This window comes from Gephyromycinifex aptenodytis (genome assembly GCF_012277275.1).
Classification (GTDB): domain Bacteria; phylum Actinomycetota; class Actinomycetes; order Actinomycetales; family Dermatophilaceae; genus Gephyromycinifex; species Gephyromycinifex aptenodytis.
In genome coordinates, this window is record NZ_CP051155.1 from 3,081,623 (window position 1) to 3,100,946 (window position 19,324).

The window sequence follows — 19,324 nt, forward strand, 5'->3', positions numbered from 1 at the left end:
TCTGAGCCATGCGCGAATACCTGTTCGTCTTCGTCGTCGCCGGGGCGGTGACCTTCCTGACAACCCCGATGATCCGGGCGCTGGCCGTGCGGATCGGGGCACTGACCCCGGTGCGCTCCCGGGATGTGCATTCGATTCCGATTCCGCGCCTGGGCGGTCTGGCGATGCTGCTGGGCTTCCTCGCCGCCGTGGTCATGGCGACCCGCTTGCACCATCTGTCGCAGATCTTCGAGAGCCCGGAGATCGGCGGGATTGCGCTGGGCGCCACTCTCATGGCGCTGGTGGGGGCGGTGGATGACGTGCGCGAGTTGGACTGGCTGACAAAGCTCGCCGGTCAGATCATCGCGGCCGGGACCATGGTCGGAATGGGTGTGCAGTTGCTGTCGATCCCGTTGTTCGGGGTGACTGTCCTGCCAACGCCGGTGCTCATGGCGATGACGATCGCTATCGTCATCGTCACCATCAACGCAGTGAACTTCATTGACGGGTTGGATGGGTTGGCGGCCGGAATCGTCGCTATCGCGTCGTTGGCGTTCTTCTTATATGCCTACCAGTTGTCCTTCACGTACAATCCGCCAAATGTGTTCTCCACCGCCACCTTCGTGACGGCGGCCCTGCTCGGTTGTTGCGTCGGATTTCTGCCGCACAACCTCAACCCGGCGCGTCTTTTCATGGGTGATGCGGGCGCCTTGCTGCTGGGCCTGCTGTTGTCGGCCGCAACGATCTCGATGATCGGCAATATCGACCCGAGTGTGCAGGTGGATCAGGGTGACTCGGTGGCCATGGTGCTGCCCGTCGTACTGCCCCTAGCCGTGATCTCGATCCCGTTGCTCGATATGACGTTGGCTATAATTCGTCGAACCCGGCGTGGGCAGCGGCCGTGGCAACCGGATGCGCAACACCTACAGCACCGCATGTTGCAAATAGGCCACACCCATCGCCGTGCGGTGATGCTGCTCCATCTGTGGGCCGCGATCTTTGCTTTCGGCGCTGTCTCTTTCGCTTTTTTCAACGGCCCCGGGCCGGTTATCGGCATTCTCGTTGCCGGACTTGCGGCACTGCTGCTTACCACCCGCGGCCTGGCGTCGTTACGACCCTCTGACCTGTGATAACGTGACTCCGCCATGCTCGGCGATCTCTGCGTTAGTGACAGCTGTCGAGATGCCCGCACGGCTTTCGGATCACCATAACTGGCATGACAGGCAGGTCTTCACCTTCGTGAATCTCTCGACGATGAGAACAGCGGGCGTTTCGCACCGCTCCGCCGCATCCTCGATGTGGCGTTCTCTCTTCATCGGTGGGGTTGTTCCCTGTGCCGTGCTTTCACCCGTCGTGTTCGCGATGGGCTGGTGGCAGGGCGGTGAGGCGATGGCCTGGAGCGCCTTCAGCGGGTTAGGCCTGGCGGGGATCTTCTTCCTAGTGGGCTTTGCCAGCTTGCGACTGGTGCTGTCGACTCCCTCGTTCGTGCAACTCAGCGGCGCTCTCGGGGTCTTCTTCCTCCAGGTGCTGCTACTGCTGGCGCTCGTGGACGTCATCGGCACGATGAGTTGGCTGAACACCCGCGCGTTCGCGCTCGGGGCGCTATGCGGTGCGCTCGCCTGGCAGGCGGGCCAGGCCTTTGTCGTGCTGCGAGGACGCCGACCGATCTACCCGGATGTCGTCATGCCCGGTGGTGATCTGCAATGAAGCCGGCCCGCCCGATCCCCGCTGCGCCGGGGGAGCCGTATGTCCAGGGCCAGGGCAGCCAGACCGATGCGGCAGCAGGTGTGATGTCCTACCTACTGGCCGGGCCCCTGTGCTTCGGTGGTATCGGCTATGGTCTGGACCGGTGGCTTGGAACAGGTGCTTTCGTTCCCGCCGGAGTCTTGATCGGTATGGCATTGTCTATGTACGTCATCTGGCTTCACTACGGCGCCGATGCTGGCACCATGGCTACCAATGGCAGTTCCCGCCCGGGTCACCACGACGATCACCACGACGCGGGGGCAGTGCGCCTTGAAACCTACCCCGCCACAGATGCAACGAACGAGGAGAGCCAGTGAGCCTCACAGGGATGACGGCACAGATTGGCGCGTGGGCTACCGCCAGCGGCGAAGGTGGTTACACGCCGCCGTCGCCGGATGATTTCTGGCAGCCGCTCTGGGGTGAGGGCATCCTTACCTTTACCCGCCCGATGGCGCTCTACCTCATCGCTGCGGTCGTTGTCGGTGGTTACCTACTGTGGAGCACGAGTCGCGCTTCGATCGTGCCGACCCGCAAGCAGTTCTACGTCGAAAAAATTTACGACTTCGTGCGCAATGACATCGGGCGCGACATGATCGGTAGCGCTCACTTCAAGCGCTTCATGCCGCTTCTCTTCACCCTTTTCACGTTCATTTTCTTGAATAACCTGATGGGTGTCATTCCGTTCTTCCAGAACCCGCCGATGGCGCGGATCGGTTTCCCGATCGCCCTCACGCTCGTGGTGTACGTGGTTTACCACTGGGTGGGTTTGCAGAAGCACGGTGTGGGTGGCTACTTCAAGCACATGGTGCCGCCGGGTCTCCCGGTGTGGATCGCCCCGTTCATTTTCGCGATCGAGTTCATCACCTACTTCATCACCCGCCCGCTTACGCTGGCACTGCGTCTCTTCGGCAATATGCTGGCCGGGCACATGGTGCTCGTCCTGTTCATTCTGGGCGGCGAGTTCTTGTTGCTGCACGGTGACGGTCTCATGAAGGGGGCTGGCATCGCCTCCCTCATCATGGGCGTGCTGATGACCATGTTCGAGATTCTTATCCAGTTCCTCCAGGCCTACGTCTTCACTCTGCTGACGGCCTCCTACATCGGCAGCGCGCTTGCCGATGACCACTGATCTGCACGACGGCCAGACACACAACTGAATAGCAATCGCATTCCGGCGGCAACGTCGCCGGTACGTCCTACGAAAAGGAACCACCACCATGACCGGCTCCCTGTCCCTCGTCGGCTACGGCATCTCCACGCTCGGCCCGGCCCTTGCCATCGGCCTGATCTTTGCCGCGCTGATCAACGGTGTCGCCCGCCAGCCCGAGGCCAAGAACGTTCTTCAGCCGCTGGCCATCCTGGGCTTCGCCGTCGCCGAGGCACTCGCCATCCTGGGCTTCGTCCTCGTCTTCATTGCCTGAGTGGGCGCGTCTCGCGCCTGTTCACCTCTGCATGACCGATGCCGCGTAAGCGGGATCGACAGCGAAGCCCGGTACTAGGAGAAGCCCGTGCAAATCAGCCTGACGCAGCATGTCGTGGCCCTCGCCCCCGCTGCGGGCGGCGGTGGCAACCACGGTCAGAGCTCGCCACTCATCCCGCACACGTTTGAGTGGATCTTTGGTCTGATCGTCTTCCTCGCGTTGCTGTTCCTCGTGTGGAAGAAGGTCGTTCCCAACCTCGAAAACGCCTACACCGCCAGGGCCGAGGCCATTGAAGGTGACATGGGTCGGGCCGAGCGCGCGCTCGCCGAGGCCGAGGCCACCAAGCGGCAGTACGAGCAACAGCTGTCCGAGGCCCGTACCGAAGCGGCGCACATCCGTGAGGAGGCTCGCGAGCAGGGGGCGAGCATCATCGCGGAGATGCGTGGCGAGGCGCAGGCCGAGGCTGCTCGCATCGTCGAGACCGCGCACAAGCAGGTGGAGGCAGAGCGTCAGCAGGCCATGACCAGCCTGCGCGGCGAGGTCGGGCGCATGTCCACCGATCTGGCCAGCCGTATCGTCGGTGAGTCGCTGCATGAGGAAGCCCGGCAAAAGGGCATCGTCGAGCGCTTCCTCGCCGAACTTGAGGCTGGCGAGATCCGCCGCGAGAACCTGTCGGAGACCGACGGGGTTGAGCGCTGATGGACGGCCCCTCGCGCAGTGCATGGGCAGCGGCCCGGGCGACACTTCACGAAGTGTTGCCGGGGGTTGAGCCTCGGGCACTCGCCGGAGAACTGTTCGCGCTGGGCGAGGCGATCGATGCAACCGCCAAGCTGCGTCGGTCACTGGCCGACCCATCACGAGACGGCTGGCCGAAGCGCGAGCTTGCTCGTCGCCTCTTCGGACAGCGAGTCTCTGCGGGGGCCATGACCGTCCTGGAGTCTGCCGTCTCGGGTCGCTGGACCAGCGATCGCGACCTGGTCGACACGATCGAACGGCTGGGAATCGACGCGGTGCTTGCGGCAGCGGAGAAGGACGGGGTTCTCGACCTGGTCGAGGACGAACTGTTCCGGTTCGAGCGCCTCGTGTCCTCGGATGCAGCGCTGGCCGATGCGCTGAGCAAACGCGCGGTGCCCGGTCGCCGCAAGGCCGAACTCATCGTCCAGCTGCTGGCCGGGAAGGCGCAGCCAGACACTGTCTGGCTGGCTCAGCGTCCAGTGCTTCACCCGCGGGGCCGCAAGTATTCGGCAGCGATCTGGCGTCAACTCAAGATCGCAGCCCGGCGTCGCCAGCAGATCACCGCAATCGTCACCACCGCCCTGGAACTGGAGCCGCTGCAACGTGAGCGGCTTTCCGCCGGGTTGGCCAAGATGTACGGCCGGCCGGTGTTCGTCAACGTGGTCGTCGATCCTTCTGTGCTCGGCGGCCTGTCGGTCCAGATCGGTGATGAGGTCATCGACGGGACAGTTCGACGTCGACTGGAGGACGTCCGTCGCACGATGGGCGCCTGACGACACCTCACTGACCAGCCGCGACCGGCCCAGCCGAGCGCCCAAGTCCACCCAGCAGTAGAACCCTCCGGCTCCCTCAAGGTCGCCGGAGACCACACGAGGAGAGAGACAACACGATGGCGGAGCTCACGATCCGTCCGGAGGAGATCCGGGACGCACTGGACAACTTCGTTCAGTCCTACGAGCCCGACGCGGCCACCCGCGAAGAGGTCGGCCGGGTCACCGACGCCGGTGACGGCATCGCCCACGTCGAGGGCTTGCCCTCGGCGATGACCAACGAGCTGCTCGAGTTCGAGGATGGGACGCTCGGTCTGGCACTCAACCTTGATGTGCACGAAATCGGTGTGATCATCCTCGGTAACTTCGCCGGCATCGAAGAGGGCCAAACCGTCAAGCGCACCGGCGAGGTCCTTTCGGTTCCGGTCGGGGACGAGTTCATGGGTCGCGTCGTCAACCCGCTCGGTCACCCGATCGACGGCATGGGCGAGATCAAGGACGAGGGGCGCCGCGAGCTGGAGCTCCAGGCGCCAAACGTCATGGCCCGCAAGTCGGTGCACGAGCCGCTGCAGACCGGCATCAAGGCCGTCGACTCGATGATCCCGATCGGCCGCGGTCAGCGACAGCTCATCATCGGTGACCGTCAGACCGGTAAGACCACGGTTGCGGTCGACACGATCCTGAACCAGAAGCAGAACTGGGACTCCGGCGACCCCGACAAGCAGGTGCGCTGCATCTACGTGGCCATCGGTCAGAAGGGTTCCACGATCGCTTCGGTGCGCGGAACCCTCGAAGAGGCCGGCGCGATGGAGTACACGACCATCGTCGCTGCTCCTGCTTCGGACGCCGCGGGCTTCAAGTACCTGGCTCCGTACACCGGTTCGGCCATCGGCCAGCACTGGATGTACCAGGGCAAGCACGTCCTCATCGTCTTCGACGACCTGAGCAAGCAGGCTGAGGCCTACCGCGCAGTGTCGTTGCTGCTGCGTCGTCCGCCGGGCCGCGAGGCCTACCCCGGCGACGTGTTCTACCTGCACAGCCGGTTGCTGGAACGTTGCGCGAAGCTCTCGGACGAGATGGGTCACGGTTCGATGACCGGCCTGCCGATCATCGAGACCAAGGCCGGTGACGTCTCGGCCTACATTCCGACCAACGTCATCTCCATCACCGACGGACAGATCTACTTGCAGGCCGACCTGTTCAACGCCAACGTCCGGCCCGCTATCGACGTGGGTGTCTCGGTGTCCCGTGTCGGTGGTTCCGCCCAGATCAAGGCGATGAAGGAAGTCTCGGGTCGACTCAAGCTGGACCTTGCGCAGTACCGCGCCATGGAGGCCTTCGCGATGTTCGCCTCCGACCTCGACGCTGCCTCGCGTGCTCAGCTGGCTCGCGGTGCGCGTCTGGTCGAGTTGCTCAAGCAGCCGCAGGCCTCCCCGATGCCGGTCGAAGAGCAGGTACTGGCCGTGTGGGCAGGTACCACCGGCAAGCTGGACGACGTTGATGTCAGCGACGTCAAGCGCTTCGAGGCCGAGTTCATCGACGAGGTCCGCAGGCAGCACCCGGGCATCTTGGAGACCATCCGCGAGAGCAAGAAGCTCGCGGACGAGACCAAGAACGCGATGGAAGAGGCCATGGCCTCGTTCAAACGCTCGTTCCGCCCCGGCGACGACAGCAACAGTCTGGTCCAGGTCGAGGACGACCATGACGATCGCGGAGCGACCCGCGACGACGAGATCGAGCAGGAAAAGATCGTCCGTCGCAAGTAAGGAAGTGCGGCAGGGTCGCCCAGGGCGACCCGCGCCGCGTCCTCCGGACCCAGCGCGGGTCACTCACGAGAACGAACGAACGAGGAGAGGCGGAAAGATATGGGAGCGCAGATCCGGGTTTACCGGCAGCGCATCCGGTCCGTCAGCGCGATCAAGAAGATCACCCGGGCGATGGAACTTATGGCGGCCTCACGGGTCGTCAAGGCACGGCAGCGTGTCGATGAGACCTCGCCCTACTCGCTCGCCCTGGCGCGTGCGCTTTCGGCGGTGGCCTCCCACTCCGACGTCGAGCACGCGCTGACCACCGAGGCGGAGAACCCTCGGCGGGCAGCCGTGGTGATCATGACGAGTAACCGCGGCCTGGCGGGCGCGTACGCATCATCGGTGCTGAAGGAAAGCGAGCGGTTGATCGAGCGGCTGCGCGCTGAAGGTAAGGAAGTCGTCCCGTTCCTGGTGGGACGTAAGGCGATTCGTTACTACTCGTTCCGCAACCGCGACTTCGCGCAGTCCTGGGAGGACTCGACCGACGCCCCGCCGTACGAGATGGCCCGTTCGATCAGTGAACGGATCACTCAGGAGTTCCTCGCCGAGGGCGAAGAAGGCGTCGACGAGGTGCACGTGGTGTACACCAGGTTCAAGACAATGGTGACCCAGGAACCGCAGAACCTTCGTCTGCTGCCGATCCAGGTGGTCGACGCCGATCCGAACGCTCCCGAGCAGCCGGCAGAAATGCTGCCGCTCTACAGCTTCGAGCCGAGCCCTGACGAGGTGCTCGACGTCGTTCTTCCGCAGTACGTTGCGCACCGCATCTACAACTGCCTTCTCCAGGCGGCGGCCTCCGAGCTCGCGGCGCGTCAGCGCGCAATGAAGTCGGCGACCGATAACGCGGACGACCTCATCAAGAACTACACCCGGCTAGCCAACGAGGCGCGTCAGGCCGAGATCACCCAAGAGATCAGCGAGATCGTGGGCGGCGCCAACGCCCTCGCGGACGCCAAGTAAGAGAAAGCAGGAGACGCACGCTATGTCTACGTCGTTTGTCGAAGACACCGCCGCCCCGCAGCCGGGTCAGCCCCAATACACCCCGCCCGAGCCGGGTGGCCAGGGTCGTCTGTCCCGCATCATCGGCCCGGTGGTCGACGTCGAGTTCCCTGCCGACGCGATGCCGGAGCAGTACAACCTGCTCACCGTCGAGGTCACCCTCAACGGCGAGACCAAGAAGATCAACCTCGAGGTCGCCCAGCACATCGGTGACAACCAGGTGCGTGCCATTTCGCTGCAGCCGACCGATGGTCTGGTTCGCGGCGCCGTGGTGCAGGACACCGGCGGCCCGATCAGCGTGCCGGTCGGCGACGTCACCCTGGGGCGGGTCTTCAACGCCACAGGCGATTGCCTGAACCTCGAGGGGGACGAGAAGCTGGAGGTCACTGAGCGTTGGGGTATCCACCGCAACGCGCCGGCCTTCGACCAGCTCGAGTCCAAGACGCAGATGTTCGAGACCGGTATCAAGGTCATCGACCTGCTCACCCCGTACGTGATGGGTGGCAAGATCGGCCTGTTCGGTGGCGCCGGTGTGGGAAAGACGGTGCTCATCCAGGAGATGATCGCCCGGGTGGCCCGCAACCACGGTGGTGTCTCGGTTTTCGCCGGCGTCGGGGAGCGTACCCGTGAGGGCAACGACCTCATCGTCGAGATGGAAGAGGCTGGCGTTCTGGGCCAGACGGCGCTTGTCTTCGGCCAGATGGATGAGCCCCCGGGCACCCGTCTGCGCGTGGCGCTGTCGGCTCTGACCATGGCGGAGTACTTCCGCGACGTGCAGCGTCAGGATGTGTTGCTCTTCATCGACAACATCTTCCGTTTCACCCAGGCCGGCTCTGAGGTGTCCACGCTGCTGGGCCGCATGCCCTCCGCCGTTGGTTACCAGCCGACGCTGGCCGACGAGATGGGCGTGCTGCAGGAGCGGATCACCTCCACCCGCGGCCACTCGATCACCTCGATGCAGGCCATCTACGTGCCCGCTGACGACTACACCGACCCGGCCCCGGCCACGACGTTCGCGCACTTGGACGCCACGACCGAGCTCTCGCGTGAGATCGCGTCGCTGGGTATCTACCCGGCGGTGGACCCCCTCACCTCGACCAGCCGTATCCTCGACCCGCGCTACATCTCGCGGGAGCACTACGACACCGCGGTTCGGGTGAAGTCGATCCTGCAGCGCAACAAGGAACTGCAGGACATCATCGCCATCCTCGGTATCGACGAGCTCTCCGAAGAGGACAAGATCCTGGTCAACCGGGCCCGGCGTCTGCAGCGGTTCCTGTCCCAGAACACCTACGTTGCCAAGCAGTTCACCGGCATCGAAGGTTCGACGGTTCCGCTCTCAGACTCGGTCGAGGCCTTCACCAAGATCTGTGACGGTGACTACGACCACCTGCCCGAGCAGGCGTTCTTCATGTGCGGTGGCCTCGACGACGTCGAGCGTCAGGCCGCTGAACTGGAAAAGAACAGCTGAGCAGCCAGCTGGCAAAGCCGTATCGAGGACCCGTTCCTTTCTGTCTCCAGAGCGAGGCCGACAGGGGCGGGTCCTCGACGCGTGCCCTGCGCTCAGCGGGTTGGTCCGGTGGGTGAGGGGCGGAAGGCGTCCGGGGCGTCGTGGGGCAGCACCGGACGCCCGGGATCGAAGTGCCACAGGGCTCCGAGCCGGGCGTCCCATTCCGGCGAAGCGAACCGTAGCCGGCCCCGCGCCGGCGTGAACGTGAGCTCGCCCACGTAGACGTGGCCGTGCACGTCGTACAGGTCGACGCGGACAAACTCGAACGGCGCAGCGAGGGCCGCTGCGCACTCCAGCAGCCGGTCCCAGGATCGGGGGCGGGACGCAACGACGTCGGGGTTGGTGTCTGCGTAGACCTGCTGTCGCACGAAGTTGGTGTCGACGAAGTAGTTCAGCTCCTTGCTGCGGTCCCGGATCTGCACCAGATGGGCGCGGCCGTGGAAGCACCACACGCTGTAGTCCAGCGGCCCGTTCGGCTGACCATCGTCGATGAATGCCTCGACGATCAGTCGGCGGGTGATGGGGTGGTACTGATATTCGCGCGCTGGCCAGTACATGCTTTCGCGCAGCCATCCGCGGGCGTGGCGCACCGCCCAGGCCCGGTCCAACTCCGGGGTGATGGTGATGAGGCTGCCCGTGAGGTGGTTCGGCTTCAGGATGGCCGGGGTCGGTAGGTCATCGAACGGGATCTGGGCGGGGTCACCTCCCTGCCACAGCAGCGGGACCAGGTGAGTCTCACCCACCACCTCGGCGATGGTTTGCCGCACGAGGTATTTGTCGGCCAGGGCGGTGACGGACTCATCCCGGTGGCGGTCGATCAGCAGCATCCGGGCATAGATCTTGTCGGTCATCGTCAGCGGATGGTCCAGGTCCAGGTCGCGCCCGCACTGTTGCCGGTAGCGATGCCGCAGGATGGCCTCGGTAGCCCAGCGGCCCCTGGCTCGGCGGGTGAGCATGGCGATTCGTCCGAGAGCGCGCGCCGTCAGTGAACGGTGTTCCATCCGGTCTCTCCAGGCTCAGGTGCAGCATCGCGGCAGCGCAGCTGTAAGCCGTACTAGCACGGGTGGCCGTCAGCGCCGCGCTGGCCCAACTGGGGCTCAGCAGGGGGTAAAGGCCGGTTCTGGCTTCGGGTGCGCCTGCGCCACCTAGGTCCGGATTCGGCAGCTCTGCACCCCGGGCTTAGGTGCCACCCGATAACTGTATTAGCCTCGGAGGCAACGGGTTTCGCATCTCGCCCGGTTATGTCCAGTGCTGGATCGGTGTCAGGTGGCTGCACTTCCGGCCGCTGGCCTCCAAGGAGTGTTGATTGTGTCGTTCGCCCGCCGAATCCATAGCCAGGCCCGGCAACCCGTTGTAGTGCGCGCCGCTGGGGTGGAGGTTGAGCGCTGGGAGCACGAGGCGCTGCTGGAACACGTCGCCCATGTTGTCACCCAGCCACCGGCGCAGGCCACTGCGGCGGTGGCGATCGGTTCCATCAACCTGGATCACTTCCACCACTTCGGGGACGGACGTATCGAGCTGACCAACGATCCGGACTCCACGGGCGTGGACTGGATCATGCTCGCTGACGGTGCCCCGGTGGCCGGCCGGGCCGCCCGGGTCAGCGGAATGGACTGGCCGCGCTTGACGGGGGCGGATCTGCTGCCCGAGATCCTCGGTTTGTGCCAGGAGCAAGGGGCCGTGGTCGGCTTCCTCGGCGGGACCCCCGCCACCCACGACCGGCTTCGGGTGCTGCTGCCGCAGCGCTACCCTGGTCTGCCGCCGGCCCACTTCTGGGCGCCCGAACGCGAAACGGTGGACTCCCGGCAGGGGTCGGAAGATTTGGCGGCGCAGATCGCGGCCGCCGGTGTGGACGTGCTCAATGTGGCCCTGGGCAAGCCGCGCCAGGAGATGTGGATCCAGAACTATGGTGAGGCCACTCAGGCCAAGGTGCTCATGGCGTTTGGCGCCTCCGCGGACTTCCTGGCCGGGAACTCCTCGCGGGCGCCGCAGTGGCTCCAGCGGACCGGACTGGAGTGGGCATATCGCCTCCTGTGTGAGCCTCGCCGGTTGGCGCGCCGCTACCTCGTGCATGGGCCGCCGGCGCTACTTCGGTGGATGAAGGCGCACCCGGTGCAATAAGGCCGGACTGGGTGACTGCGGCGGTGACCATTCGGTAACAGCTAGGTTCTAGCGGGTTCCCCCTGGTCGCAGTCAAACCCGCCTGTGGGCCAGGTCCGGGGGCGGCGCGCCCCGCCCGGCGAGGGGCAGCGGTGGCTCAAGGCACCGCGCGGGGTGTCGATGGGGTGAGTGCCGTGCAGGCAACTGCACTGACACACCGCCACGGAAGGCCCCTGCCACATGTCTCGCCGGATGACCGCACTCGCGTGCGGAGTTTTCGCCCTGCCCATTTTTGCTACCAGCGCTTCGATCGCACAGGCCTCGCCGGCCGCTGCCCACCTGAGCCGCGCTGCTGCGCCCTCACCCGCCGCAGATTCGGCCACGCCCCGCCAGCAGGTGATCAGGAAGCCGGCGGCGCGTTCGGCCGGCAGCGCTGCCCCGTCCACGGCGCCCAGCGCCGTCTTCACCTCGCGGGTGGTGGCCGCTGCTGGGCCGGTACGGGATCGCGCCGGGCACACCTGGTCGCCCCGCCCGGCAACCCTGGGCTCATGGCGTACCGGCAGGATCCCGGCGCACGTGGACATAACCGGGACCACGCAGGATGAGCTGTATCGCACTACCGCTCCTGGGGTGAAGTGGTACCGGCTGCAGGTGCCGGCCCCGGCCACCTACCGCGTCCGCTTGCTGCTGGCCGAGAATCACTTCGACAAGGTCGGTCAACGCGTCTTCGACATTCGCGCCGAGGGACGAGTGATCACGCGGAACGTGGACCTGGTCAAGCGGGTCGGTAAGTACGCCGCCGATGAGGTGAACTTCAACATCCCGGTCTCCGACGGGCGGTTGGATATCGAGTTCACCGCAACCAAGGACGTACCCGTCATCTCCGGTGTCGAGGTCGTCTCGGCGACCCCCGTGCCCGCCCCGGCTGCGCCGCAGCCCGCCGTTGGCATCGCCTCGGACAGCTTCTACTTCTCCGACATCAGCAAGGCGCCGCTGGCGGCCAACTCTGCTGCGGCCGCGGCACACCTATACGCCCAGGTGCGGGACAACTGGGGAGGCATTGCGGCGTTCAACGCCTACCGTTTCAACAACTCCTTCTACGAGGTGCCAGCGGATCAGCCGAAGGTCCGGGTCAACTTCCACGACTGTCAGCGCAAGGGTTCCATCCCGTCCGGGTTGTACGACGGGGCGAAGCACTTCATAGATGTGCCGATGCCCGCGAACGCGGTGCCGGCCTCGGGCACCGACAAACAGATCACGGTGTACGACCGAGCCGCGGACAAGCTCTGGGACTTCTGGATGGCCCAGAGAAACCCCGACGGTCAATGGCAGGCCTGTTGGGGCGGGCGCATCGACAAGGTGTCCCAGAATCAGGGGATCTTCCCCAGCCCCTACGGCGCCACCGCCGCCGGTCTGGCGATGACCCCCGGGGTCATCTCTATCGAGGAGTTCCGGCGCGGGAAGATCGAGCACGCGATGTATCTGGCGATCATCGAGCCGGCGAAATGGCCGAACTTCTCCTGGCCGGCCAACCGCACGGACGGCCACTCCAGCAATCCCGACGCCCTGGCCGAAGGGCAACGGATCCGATTGGACCCGAGCCTGGACCTGTCGAGCATCCCGATGACCCCGGTGGCGCGAATGATCGCCGAAGCCGCTCAGAAGTACGGTTTCGTGGTGACCGACCGTGCGGGCGCGGTGGCTGTGGTGACCGAGTCCGGCAACGCCGAGAAGGCGCGCACCGGGAAGAACCCGTGGGACAGCCTGCTGCCGGGCCCGGACTACCAAGCGATGCAAGGCTTTCCGTGGCAGCACATGCAAGTGCTCCCCAAGAACCACGGCAAGACCGCACGCTGAACCGGACTGCTGCGCGGTGCGGTAGGCCCCGTGATCGGGTCTGGATGAGGCCGCGCGTCAGCGGTCGGTTTCCGCGGCCCACCGACGTCGGCACCGCCTGAGGCCACCACCTGCTGCGAACGATGAGCGCGCCCACCATCGGAGCGCGCCTGCTCGCCTTTGCGTTTTCTGCCCTTCGCCACCCAGCTGCGCGCTGCCCCCGCAGCCTGCCTTGCTGCGCTGTCGAGCCGAACTTTGACGAAACGAGACGTTTCCCATGTCTGAGCACACTGCACCGTCGGTCACCGCCGCGCCCGAGCGAGCCGCAGGCGCGGCGACCCCGAGCCGTCGATCACGCCATCTGCGCACGATGGTCTCGGCGGTGGCGCTGTGCGTCGGCGCCTCAGCGGCGCCGCTGAGTGCCGTGGGGGCCGGGACTACTTCCTCGGCCCCGGTCGCCGCCGCGAGTGCAGCTTCCGGGGCCGGCTCAACGGGCCACTTCGTGTCCCGGATGAGCGCCCGTTGGGCGCCGTTCACCGATTCCACGGGCACCCGCTGGGATGCGCGCTCGTGGTCTCTGGGCACCGATAAGTCCACGCTGCTCCTGCAGAACGCGGACATCGGCGGAACGGAGCAGGATGAGCTCTACCAGGTGGCGGCCTATGGGGTGAAGGAGTACCGGCTGGCGGTGCCACGGCCCGGTTCGTATCGGGTGCGGTTGCTGATGGCCGAGGGCTACTGGTCCAAACCCGGTAAACGGGTCTTCGACGTTTTCGCCGAGGGGGAACTGGCCGCCGAGGACATCGATATCTACCGGTCCGTGGGCAAGGCCGAGGCCCATGACGTCACCTTCGAGGTGCCGGTGCAGGACGGCCGACTGGACCTGCGTTTCGTCGCCAAGGTCGATCACGCTCTCATCAGCGCGATCGAGGTGAGCGAGGTGGGGCAGGGCAGCGAAACCCCCGGGGTGCAAACCTTCGCCTACCGCATGAGCGCAGCGCCGTACGACCTTCGCGACAGCGCCGGGCGGGCGTGGCTGCGGCGTGGGGCGGCGTTCGGTTCCTCCCGGGTGAACACCCGGCTGGTGGGGGAGCCGATCGCCGGCACCAAGGATGAGGTCCTCTACCAGCACGCCGCTTACGGCATGAAGGGGATGCTCGTTCCGGTACCGGCGACGGCCTCCTATCACGTGCGGTTGCTGCTGACGGAGGCCTACTGGAGCGAGCCGGGCAAGCGGGTCATCGATGTGCGGGCCGAGGGTCGGGATGTGGCCAGCGCCGTGGACGCTGTTGCCGCGGCAGGGCCCAAAGCCGCCCACGACGTCACCTTCGATGTGCGGGTCGATGACGGAATGCTCAACATCGATTTCGTCAACCTCGTGGATCAGCCGATGGTTTCCGGAATCGAGGTCACCTCCAACGATCCTGCTGCCGCCGCCGGTCTGCCGTCGGCTTCGCTGCTGCCCCTGGGCAAGTTCAGCGTCTTCCACCAGGACATCCGCAAAGCGCCGGTCGCGGAGAACTCGGCGCCCATCATGGCTCGGCTGCAGGAGAAGATCCACGCCGATCAGGGGCACAACGCCGCAGTGAATGCCTACCAGTACAACTCGGCCTTCTACACCGCCTCTGCTTCGACGCGTCGCTACCGGGTCGGTTTCACGGACTGCCAGAACAAGGGGTACTTGCCGGACGGTCTGTACGACGGACCCGCCTACTTCCTGGACGTGCCGATCCCCGACGGTGCAATGCCGGCCACCGGCACGGATGCCCAAATGGGTATCTACGACCCGGAACGGGATCAGCTGTGGGAGTTCTGGGTGATGAAGCGCACGGCCCAGGGCGGTTGGGAGGCGTGCTGGGGTGGACGTGTCGATGACGTCTCGTCTTCGGATGGGCGCTTCCCGGAGCCATTCGGGGTCTCCGCCTCCGGGTTGGTCATGGCCGGTGGTGTGGTCAGCGTGCAGGAAGCGGCGCGGGGTCAGATCGACCACGCTCTGTACCTGACGGTGACCGAAGCCCAGGCCTTGGTCTTCAGCTACCCGGCCAACCGCACCGACGGACGCAGTCAGGGGGAGGACCTGCTGGTCGAGGGTCAACGGTTGCGGCTGGACCCGAAGCTGGATGTCACCACGCTCGGCCTGACACCCTTCGGTGTTGCGGTCGCCAAGGCCGCCCAGAAGTACGGCTTCATCGTCTCCGATCTGGGCGGGACTGTCTCGATCGCCACCGAGTCGGGCCGCCCGCAGGAGCGACGAACCGGGAGCAACCCGTGGGACGTGCTGCTGGGCGGGCCCTCCTATGAGGCGCTGGCCGGATTCCCGTGGGATCAGGTCGAGGTCATGCCCGTTGACTACGGCAAGCCGTGACCCCGCGCAGGAAGTCAGCCATCGCCGGACCGGTGACCTCGGGGGTGAACTCGGCCAGGATGCGTTCGCGCCCGGCCCGGCCCATGCGTTCGCGCAGGTCGGGATCTGCGGCGAGCCGCAGGATGGCCTCGGCGAGCAGATCGGCCCGGCCGGGAGGTACCAGCAGCCCGTTGACGCCGTCCTGCACCATCTCCGATACGGCAGCGATTTGGGTGGTGACCACGGGCAGCCCAGTGGCCATCGCCTCCATGAGCACCACCGGCAGGCCTTCCGAAAAGCTGGGCAGGACGAAGACATCGCTGTCGCGGTACATGGCGGGCAGATCGTCCTGGCCGATGGGCCCGGTCAGTTCGACTTGCTCGGTCATGCCCGCTGCCGTCAGTGCGCCGGCCAGCGAGTCGCGGAGTTCGCCTGCTCCCACGATGCGGGCGTGGGTGTCCACTCCGCGGTCCCGGACCATGCGCAGCGCCTGCAGCAGCACGGGGGAGCCCTTCTCCGGCACCAGGCGGCCCACAGACAACAGCCGGGTGGGTCCGTGCGGGTCGGCGGGGTCGGCGGCGGGCCTCGGGTAGTACTGGGCGGGGTCGACACTCATCCGCACCACAGCCATCTTCGTCCAGTGCTCGGGGTCGACGAAGCGCATGAGCTGGCTGCGACAGAAGTCGCTGATGCAGGCGATTCCGTCGGCGGAGCGAACTTTGGCGGGCAGGTCGAAGGCCTCGACCGCCTCGAACTCGGTCGGTCCGTGCATGGTGAAGGACCAGCGCCAGGGCGAGTCGGGGCCATCCTCTACCCGGCCCAGGTAGGTGACCAGCCGTGCCACGTCGCAGGCGACGTTGGCGAAGTGGGCATGCACATGAGTGATGCCGGCGGCCCGCAACCGTTCGTAGAGCAGCACCGCCTCGGCCAGGTAGAACAACTGCCAGGTCCGGCCCTTGGGCGTTGCCGGGCCGCTGGACAACGCCTGCGCCAGCCCGGCAGCCAACACTCGCGGCGCCCGCCGGGCGAGGTCGGCATGTGCTCGGGCCCAGGTCGAGGCCGTCGAACCGCGTAATGTCGGGGTCGCGGCGGCGTCGGCGCGCATGGCCTGGGACCGGATCTCCTGCGGTGGGCAGGGGCGGACGCTGAACGTGGCGACCTCTACCCCCGCCGCGCGCACGGCGCGCACCTCACGCTCGATGAACGTATGTGACAGCGCCGGGTATTGACTGGTCAGGTAGGCCACTCGGGTGGTCATTGATCCTCGATAGGTCGGGGGTGGATGGTCGGGTGGCTCAGCGCCGGGTGGAGTCATCGCGCTCCCAGGCAGTGGAGTGCGTCTCCTGGGGGCGGGCCCGGGTGGCGCGGACCCGGGCCGCCAGCGTGACGGCTGCGTACACCCCCACCGCAGGCGCGAGCCAGGGGCGGGAGCGAAGCAGGCGCAGCAGCGCGCCGCCGGTGGAACTCGTGGTCGCAGCGAAGCGCTCGTCGGGGTCGTGCCGGGCGAGCCCGGCATTGCCCTTGGCGACCCGGACCCGCACCGCGAGCAGGCTGGCGATGGTGCGGGGTGCGGCGACGGTGAAGGTTCCGGCGACGATGCGGCGTTCGTGCGGGGCGAAGAGACGCTGGACGTACAGGTCGTCGGCGACCAGGTCAGGAAAGCGTTCGAAGCGGGCCCGGCCGGCTTCGGACAGGCCGTACACCCCCAGGCCGACAAGGCCGTCGCGGACGTACGGCAACTCCCGAAATACTCGGTAGAAGGCTTTCACCGGCCAGGAGGAGCGACTCACATCGAAGTGGATCTGGGGTGCGCCCACCACCGGCTGCTCGGTCTGCAGCGCGGTGACCAGCGCGGGGATCGATTCGGGCGAGAGGGTGATGTCGGCGTCCAGGTAGATCCGCGGGTGAGTCTGGGCCAGGGCGTCCCCCTCGTTCAGGGCCAGGCTCTTGGACCCCTGGGACAGCTCACGCACGCACACACCGGGGAATCCGGCGGCGACCTGGGCCGTGTTGTCACGGCAGCCGTTCGCGACGACGATGACCGCCAACCGCGGGCAGGCCCCCGGCTGGAGATAGGGGGCAAGGGCTTCCAAGCACCGCCCGATCACCCGTTCCTCGTTGTAGGCCGGGATGATCACAGTTGCCTCGGCCGGGCGCGGATGCTCCTGGGGGACTGGACTCACTGGGTGAGTTCCTTTCTGCTGTAAGGCAAGTGCTCGCGGCCCAGCCTAGTGCGGCGCGGTCGGCGCTAAGCGCGGGCACTACAGTGAGGGCGTATTTGTCGACCGCACGCGCCTGGAGAGAGCCCGAATGACTCGCAACCATCCGCACCCGCTGACCGGAGGCGTAAGCAGATGACAGCGGCGCAGCTGCCGGCACGGCACGACCCCGGCCGCCGGGCCTGGACCATGGCGCAAGGGTGGCAGCAGTATCGAGCCTTCCTGGCGGCAGATCTGCCCCGCAACCCTTACCTGCCGTGGCGAGTGAGCATCGCGCTGCTGCGGGCCGGGCAGGTCCTTTACCGCTGCAAAGGTCCGGCCGCTTTCGCCCTGCGGCGTGTGGTCGCGGTGGGCGACGCCGTCTGGATCCGGGGATTCATGGGCTCAGAGATCCCCACCATGGTCTGGTTCGGTCCGGGGCTACGCCTACCCCATGCCGGACGAGGCCTGATGATCCACTCCACGGTCAGCGTCGGCTCGGGAGTGACGATCTATCACCGGGTCTCGCTGGGAGTACGCGACGGGCGACCGGGCCCGCAGATCGGTGACGACGTCGAGATCGGTTGCGGGGCAGCCATCCTGGGGCCAGTGCGGGTAGCCGACCGCTGCAAGATCGGCGCCAACGCCGTCCTGGCCACCGACACCGAGGCCGGCCGCACCTATGTCGGGATTCCGGCGACGGCCACCTCAGTGCGATCGTGACCGGGAACGACCGGATGGGGCACGAGCCGGTGGACCCGGCGCCTGAGCAGCGTCCCGATCACCAGGAACCCCATAGCCGCCGGAGAGCCCGCGCGTGGGCGTTGGCCGCGGTGCTTGTCGTGCTGCTGACGATCCTGGGAATCGCAACCTCCTTACTCGGGCGTTCCCCCGATCCCACCGACCAGGCAGCGCCACCGCAGCCGCCCCTGCCCAGCGCGGGGCAGCGCGGGGTTTACCCGCAGTTCGGCAGCGAGGATGTCTTCGGGGTCGATGTCTCTGGGGCGCCGGTACATCCGAAATCACCGGCGATGATCCGCAACCTGCGCTCGCAGATCGAACCGCATTACGGCGGCATCGCGGCGCTGAACGTGAACCAGTACAACCCGGTTCTCTACGTGGTGGACGAAAAGACGCCCCGCACCCGGGTCGAGTTCAACGACTGCCAGCAGAAGGGGCACACCCCGTCGGGACTGTTCGACGGGGAGAAACACTTCCTTGACGTCCCGGTCCCGCAAGACGCCCAGACCTCGGTGGGCACCGACTCGACCATCACCTTGTGGTCGCCCGCCACCGACCAGTTGTGGGAGTTCTGGGTGATGAACCGCACCGAAGATGGCTGGTCAGCGTGTTGGGGAGGGCGCATCGACGAGGTCTCGAAGTCCCCAGGCTACTTCTCGCCGCCTTTCGGGGTCAGCGCCTCCGGCCTGGTCACCACCGGATCGATGATCACCATCCCTGAGGCGCGGGCCAAACGGATCGAGCACGCGATGGGGTTGGCGCTCATTGCGCCGGCTCGATGGGACCGGTGGTGGTATCCGGCGCAACGCAGCGACGGCACCGACGCCTCGCCCGAGGCGATCCCCGAAGGTGCCCGGCTACGGCTGGATCCGGAGCTGGATGTGGAAAGCCTGGATCTGACCCCGCTGGGCAAAGCGGTCGCGCGGGCCGCCCAGCAGTACGGCTTCATCGTGGTGGACACCGCAGGGGCGGTCGCGGTGATGGCCGAGAGCGGGCTCCCCGACAAGCAGCGCACCGGCTCCGACCCGTGGACAGAGATCCTGGGCGAGGTGCCGCAATACCGACAGCTCGAGAACTTCCCGTGGGACAAAGTCGAGGTGCTGGTCGAGGACTACGGCAAGCCTTAGGTGCTCGCTA

Annotated in this window: 18 protein-coding genes; 15 read left to right on the plus strand and 3 right to left on the minus strand. The window is 66.4% G+C overall.

All coding sequences use genetic code 11. The annotated features are described in order from the left end of the window. Window positions 1–8 precede the first annotated feature (8 nt). The 10 genes from G9V96_RS13255 to atpD all read left to right on the plus strand — a co-directional run bounded on the left by G9V96_RS13255 (window position 9) and on the right by atpD (window position 8,929). Window positions 9–1,109 (plus strand): glycosyltransferase family 4 protein, encoded by a 1,101-nt coding sequence (locus G9V96_RS13255; RefSeq protein ID WP_168583451.1) that lies wholly within the window; start codon window positions 9–11, stop codon window positions 1,107–1,109. Between the two features lie 208 nt (window positions 1,110–1,317). Beyond that, window positions 1,318–1,686 (plus strand): hypothetical protein, encoded by a 369-nt coding sequence (locus G9V96_RS13260; RefSeq protein WP_168583452.1) that lies wholly within the window; start codon window positions 1,318–1,320, stop codon window positions 1,684–1,686. Then, window positions 1,683–2,042 carry an AtpZ/AtpI family protein gene (locus G9V96_RS13265; RefSeq protein WP_168581196.1) on the plus strand — a complete coding sequence of 120 codons (360 nt, stop codon included), beginning with the start codon at window positions 1,683–1,685 and terminating at the stop codon, window positions 2,040–2,042. The genes G9V96_RS13260 and G9V96_RS13265 overlap by 4 nt, the downstream gene beginning before the upstream one ends. An 11-nt stretch (window positions 2,043–2,053) precedes the next feature. Next, entirely contained in the window at window positions 2,054–2,854 is an 801-nt protein-coding gene (gene atpB / locus G9V96_RS13270) for a F0F1 ATP synthase subunit A (RefSeq protein WP_168583453.1), read from the plus strand. An 88-nt stretch (window positions 2,855–2,942) separates the two neighbouring features. Beyond that, entirely contained in the window at window positions 2,943–3,146 is a 204-nt protein-coding gene (locus G9V96_RS13275; RefSeq protein WP_168583454.1) for an ATP synthase F0 subunit C, read from the plus strand. A gap of 87 nt (window positions 3,147–3,233) precedes the next feature. After that, complete coding sequence (locus G9V96_RS13280; protein WP_168583455.1) at window positions 3,234–3,845, plus strand: F0F1 ATP synthase subunit B; 612 nt, start codon at window positions 3,234–3,236, stop codon at window positions 3,843–3,845. Further along, entirely contained in the window at window positions 3,845–4,654 is an 810-nt protein-coding gene (locus G9V96_RS13285; RefSeq protein ID WP_168583456.1) for a F0F1 ATP synthase subunit delta, read from the plus strand. Before G9V96_RS13280 ends, G9V96_RS13285 begins: the two co-directional genes overlap by 1 nt. A gap of 116 nt (window positions 4,655–4,770) precedes the next feature. Continuing rightward, complete coding sequence (atpA, locus tag G9V96_RS13290; protein WP_168583457.1) at window positions 4,771–6,417, plus strand: F0F1 ATP synthase subunit alpha; 1,647 nt, start codon at window positions 4,771–4,773, stop codon at window positions 6,415–6,417. 99 nt (window positions 6,418–6,516) lie between these two features. Next, complete coding sequence (locus tag G9V96_RS13295) at window positions 6,517–7,419, plus strand: F0F1 ATP synthase subunit gamma (protein WP_168583458.1); 903 nt, start codon at window positions 6,517–6,519, stop codon at window positions 7,417–7,419. Window positions 7,420–7,441: 22 nt separating this feature from the next. Further along, a complete protein-coding gene (gene atpD / locus G9V96_RS13300) occupies window positions 7,442–8,929 on the plus strand; it encodes a F0F1 ATP synthase subunit beta (protein WP_168583459.1) in 1,488 nt (495 codons plus the stop codon). 92 nt (window positions 8,930–9,021) lie between these two features. Here atpD and G9V96_RS13305 read toward each other — a convergent pair whose 3' ends face one another. Beyond that, window positions 9,022–9,969, minus strand: a complete 948-nt coding sequence (locus tag G9V96_RS13305) for an ATP-grasp fold amidoligase family protein (protein ID WP_168583460.1) — start codon at window positions 9,967–9,969, stop codon at window positions 9,022–9,024. A 307-nt stretch (window positions 9,970–10,276) separates the two neighbouring features. On the opposite strand from G9V96_RS13305, the gene G9V96_RS13310 reads away from it, so the two are divergent. From G9V96_RS13310 to G9V96_RS13320, 3 genes are all read left to right on the plus strand, one after another. Next, window positions 10,277–11,089: a WecB/TagA/CpsF family glycosyltransferase gene (locus tag G9V96_RS13310; RefSeq protein ID WP_168583461.1), complete on the plus strand. Its 813-nt coding sequence runs from the start codon at window positions 10,277–10,279 to the stop codon at window positions 11,087–11,089. Window positions 11,090–11,320: 231 nt separating this feature from the next. Beyond that, window positions 11,321–12,925 carry a malectin domain-containing carbohydrate-binding protein gene (locus G9V96_RS13315; RefSeq protein ID WP_168583462.1) on the plus strand — a complete coding sequence of 535 codons (1,605 nt, stop codon included), beginning with the start codon at window positions 11,321–11,323 and terminating at the stop codon, window positions 12,923–12,925. Between the two features lie 256 nt (window positions 12,926–13,181). Beyond that, window positions 13,182–15,269: a malectin domain-containing carbohydrate-binding protein gene (locus G9V96_RS13320; RefSeq protein ID WP_168583463.1), complete on the plus strand. Its 2,088-nt coding sequence runs from the start codon at window positions 13,182–13,184 to the stop codon at window positions 15,267–15,269. On the opposite strand, the gene G9V96_RS13325 is transcribed toward G9V96_RS13320, so the two are convergent. Further along, on the minus strand, window positions 15,241–16,506 hold the full coding sequence (locus G9V96_RS13325; RefSeq protein WP_168583464.1) for a glycosyltransferase family 4 protein: 1,266 nt from the start codon (window positions 16,504–16,506) through the stop codon (window positions 15,241–15,243). The two genes, G9V96_RS13320 and G9V96_RS13325, sit on opposite strands and share 29 nt — an antisense overlap. A gap of 37 nt (window positions 16,507–16,543) precedes the next feature. After that, window positions 16,544–17,431 (minus strand): glycosyltransferase family 2 protein, encoded by an 888-nt coding sequence (locus tag G9V96_RS13330; RefSeq protein ID WP_168583465.1) that lies wholly within the window; start codon window positions 17,429–17,431, stop codon window positions 16,544–16,546. Between the two features lie 171 nt (window positions 17,432–17,602). On the opposite strand from G9V96_RS13330, the gene G9V96_RS13335 reads away from it, so the two are divergent. Beyond that, the gene (locus G9V96_RS13335; protein ID WP_168583466.1) at window positions 17,603–18,169 is read left to right on the plus strand and encodes an LbetaH domain-containing protein; all 567 of its coding nucleotides are present in this window, start codon (window positions 17,603–17,605) and stop codon (window positions 18,167–18,169) included. Continuing rightward, window positions 18,166–19,314, plus strand: coding sequence for a hypothetical protein (locus G9V96_RS13340; RefSeq protein ID WP_168583467.1), 1,149 nt, complete (start codon window positions 18,166–18,168; stop codon window positions 19,312–19,314). Before G9V96_RS13335 ends, G9V96_RS13340 begins: the two co-directional genes overlap by 4 nt. Window positions 19,315–19,324: the final 10 nt, after the last annotated feature.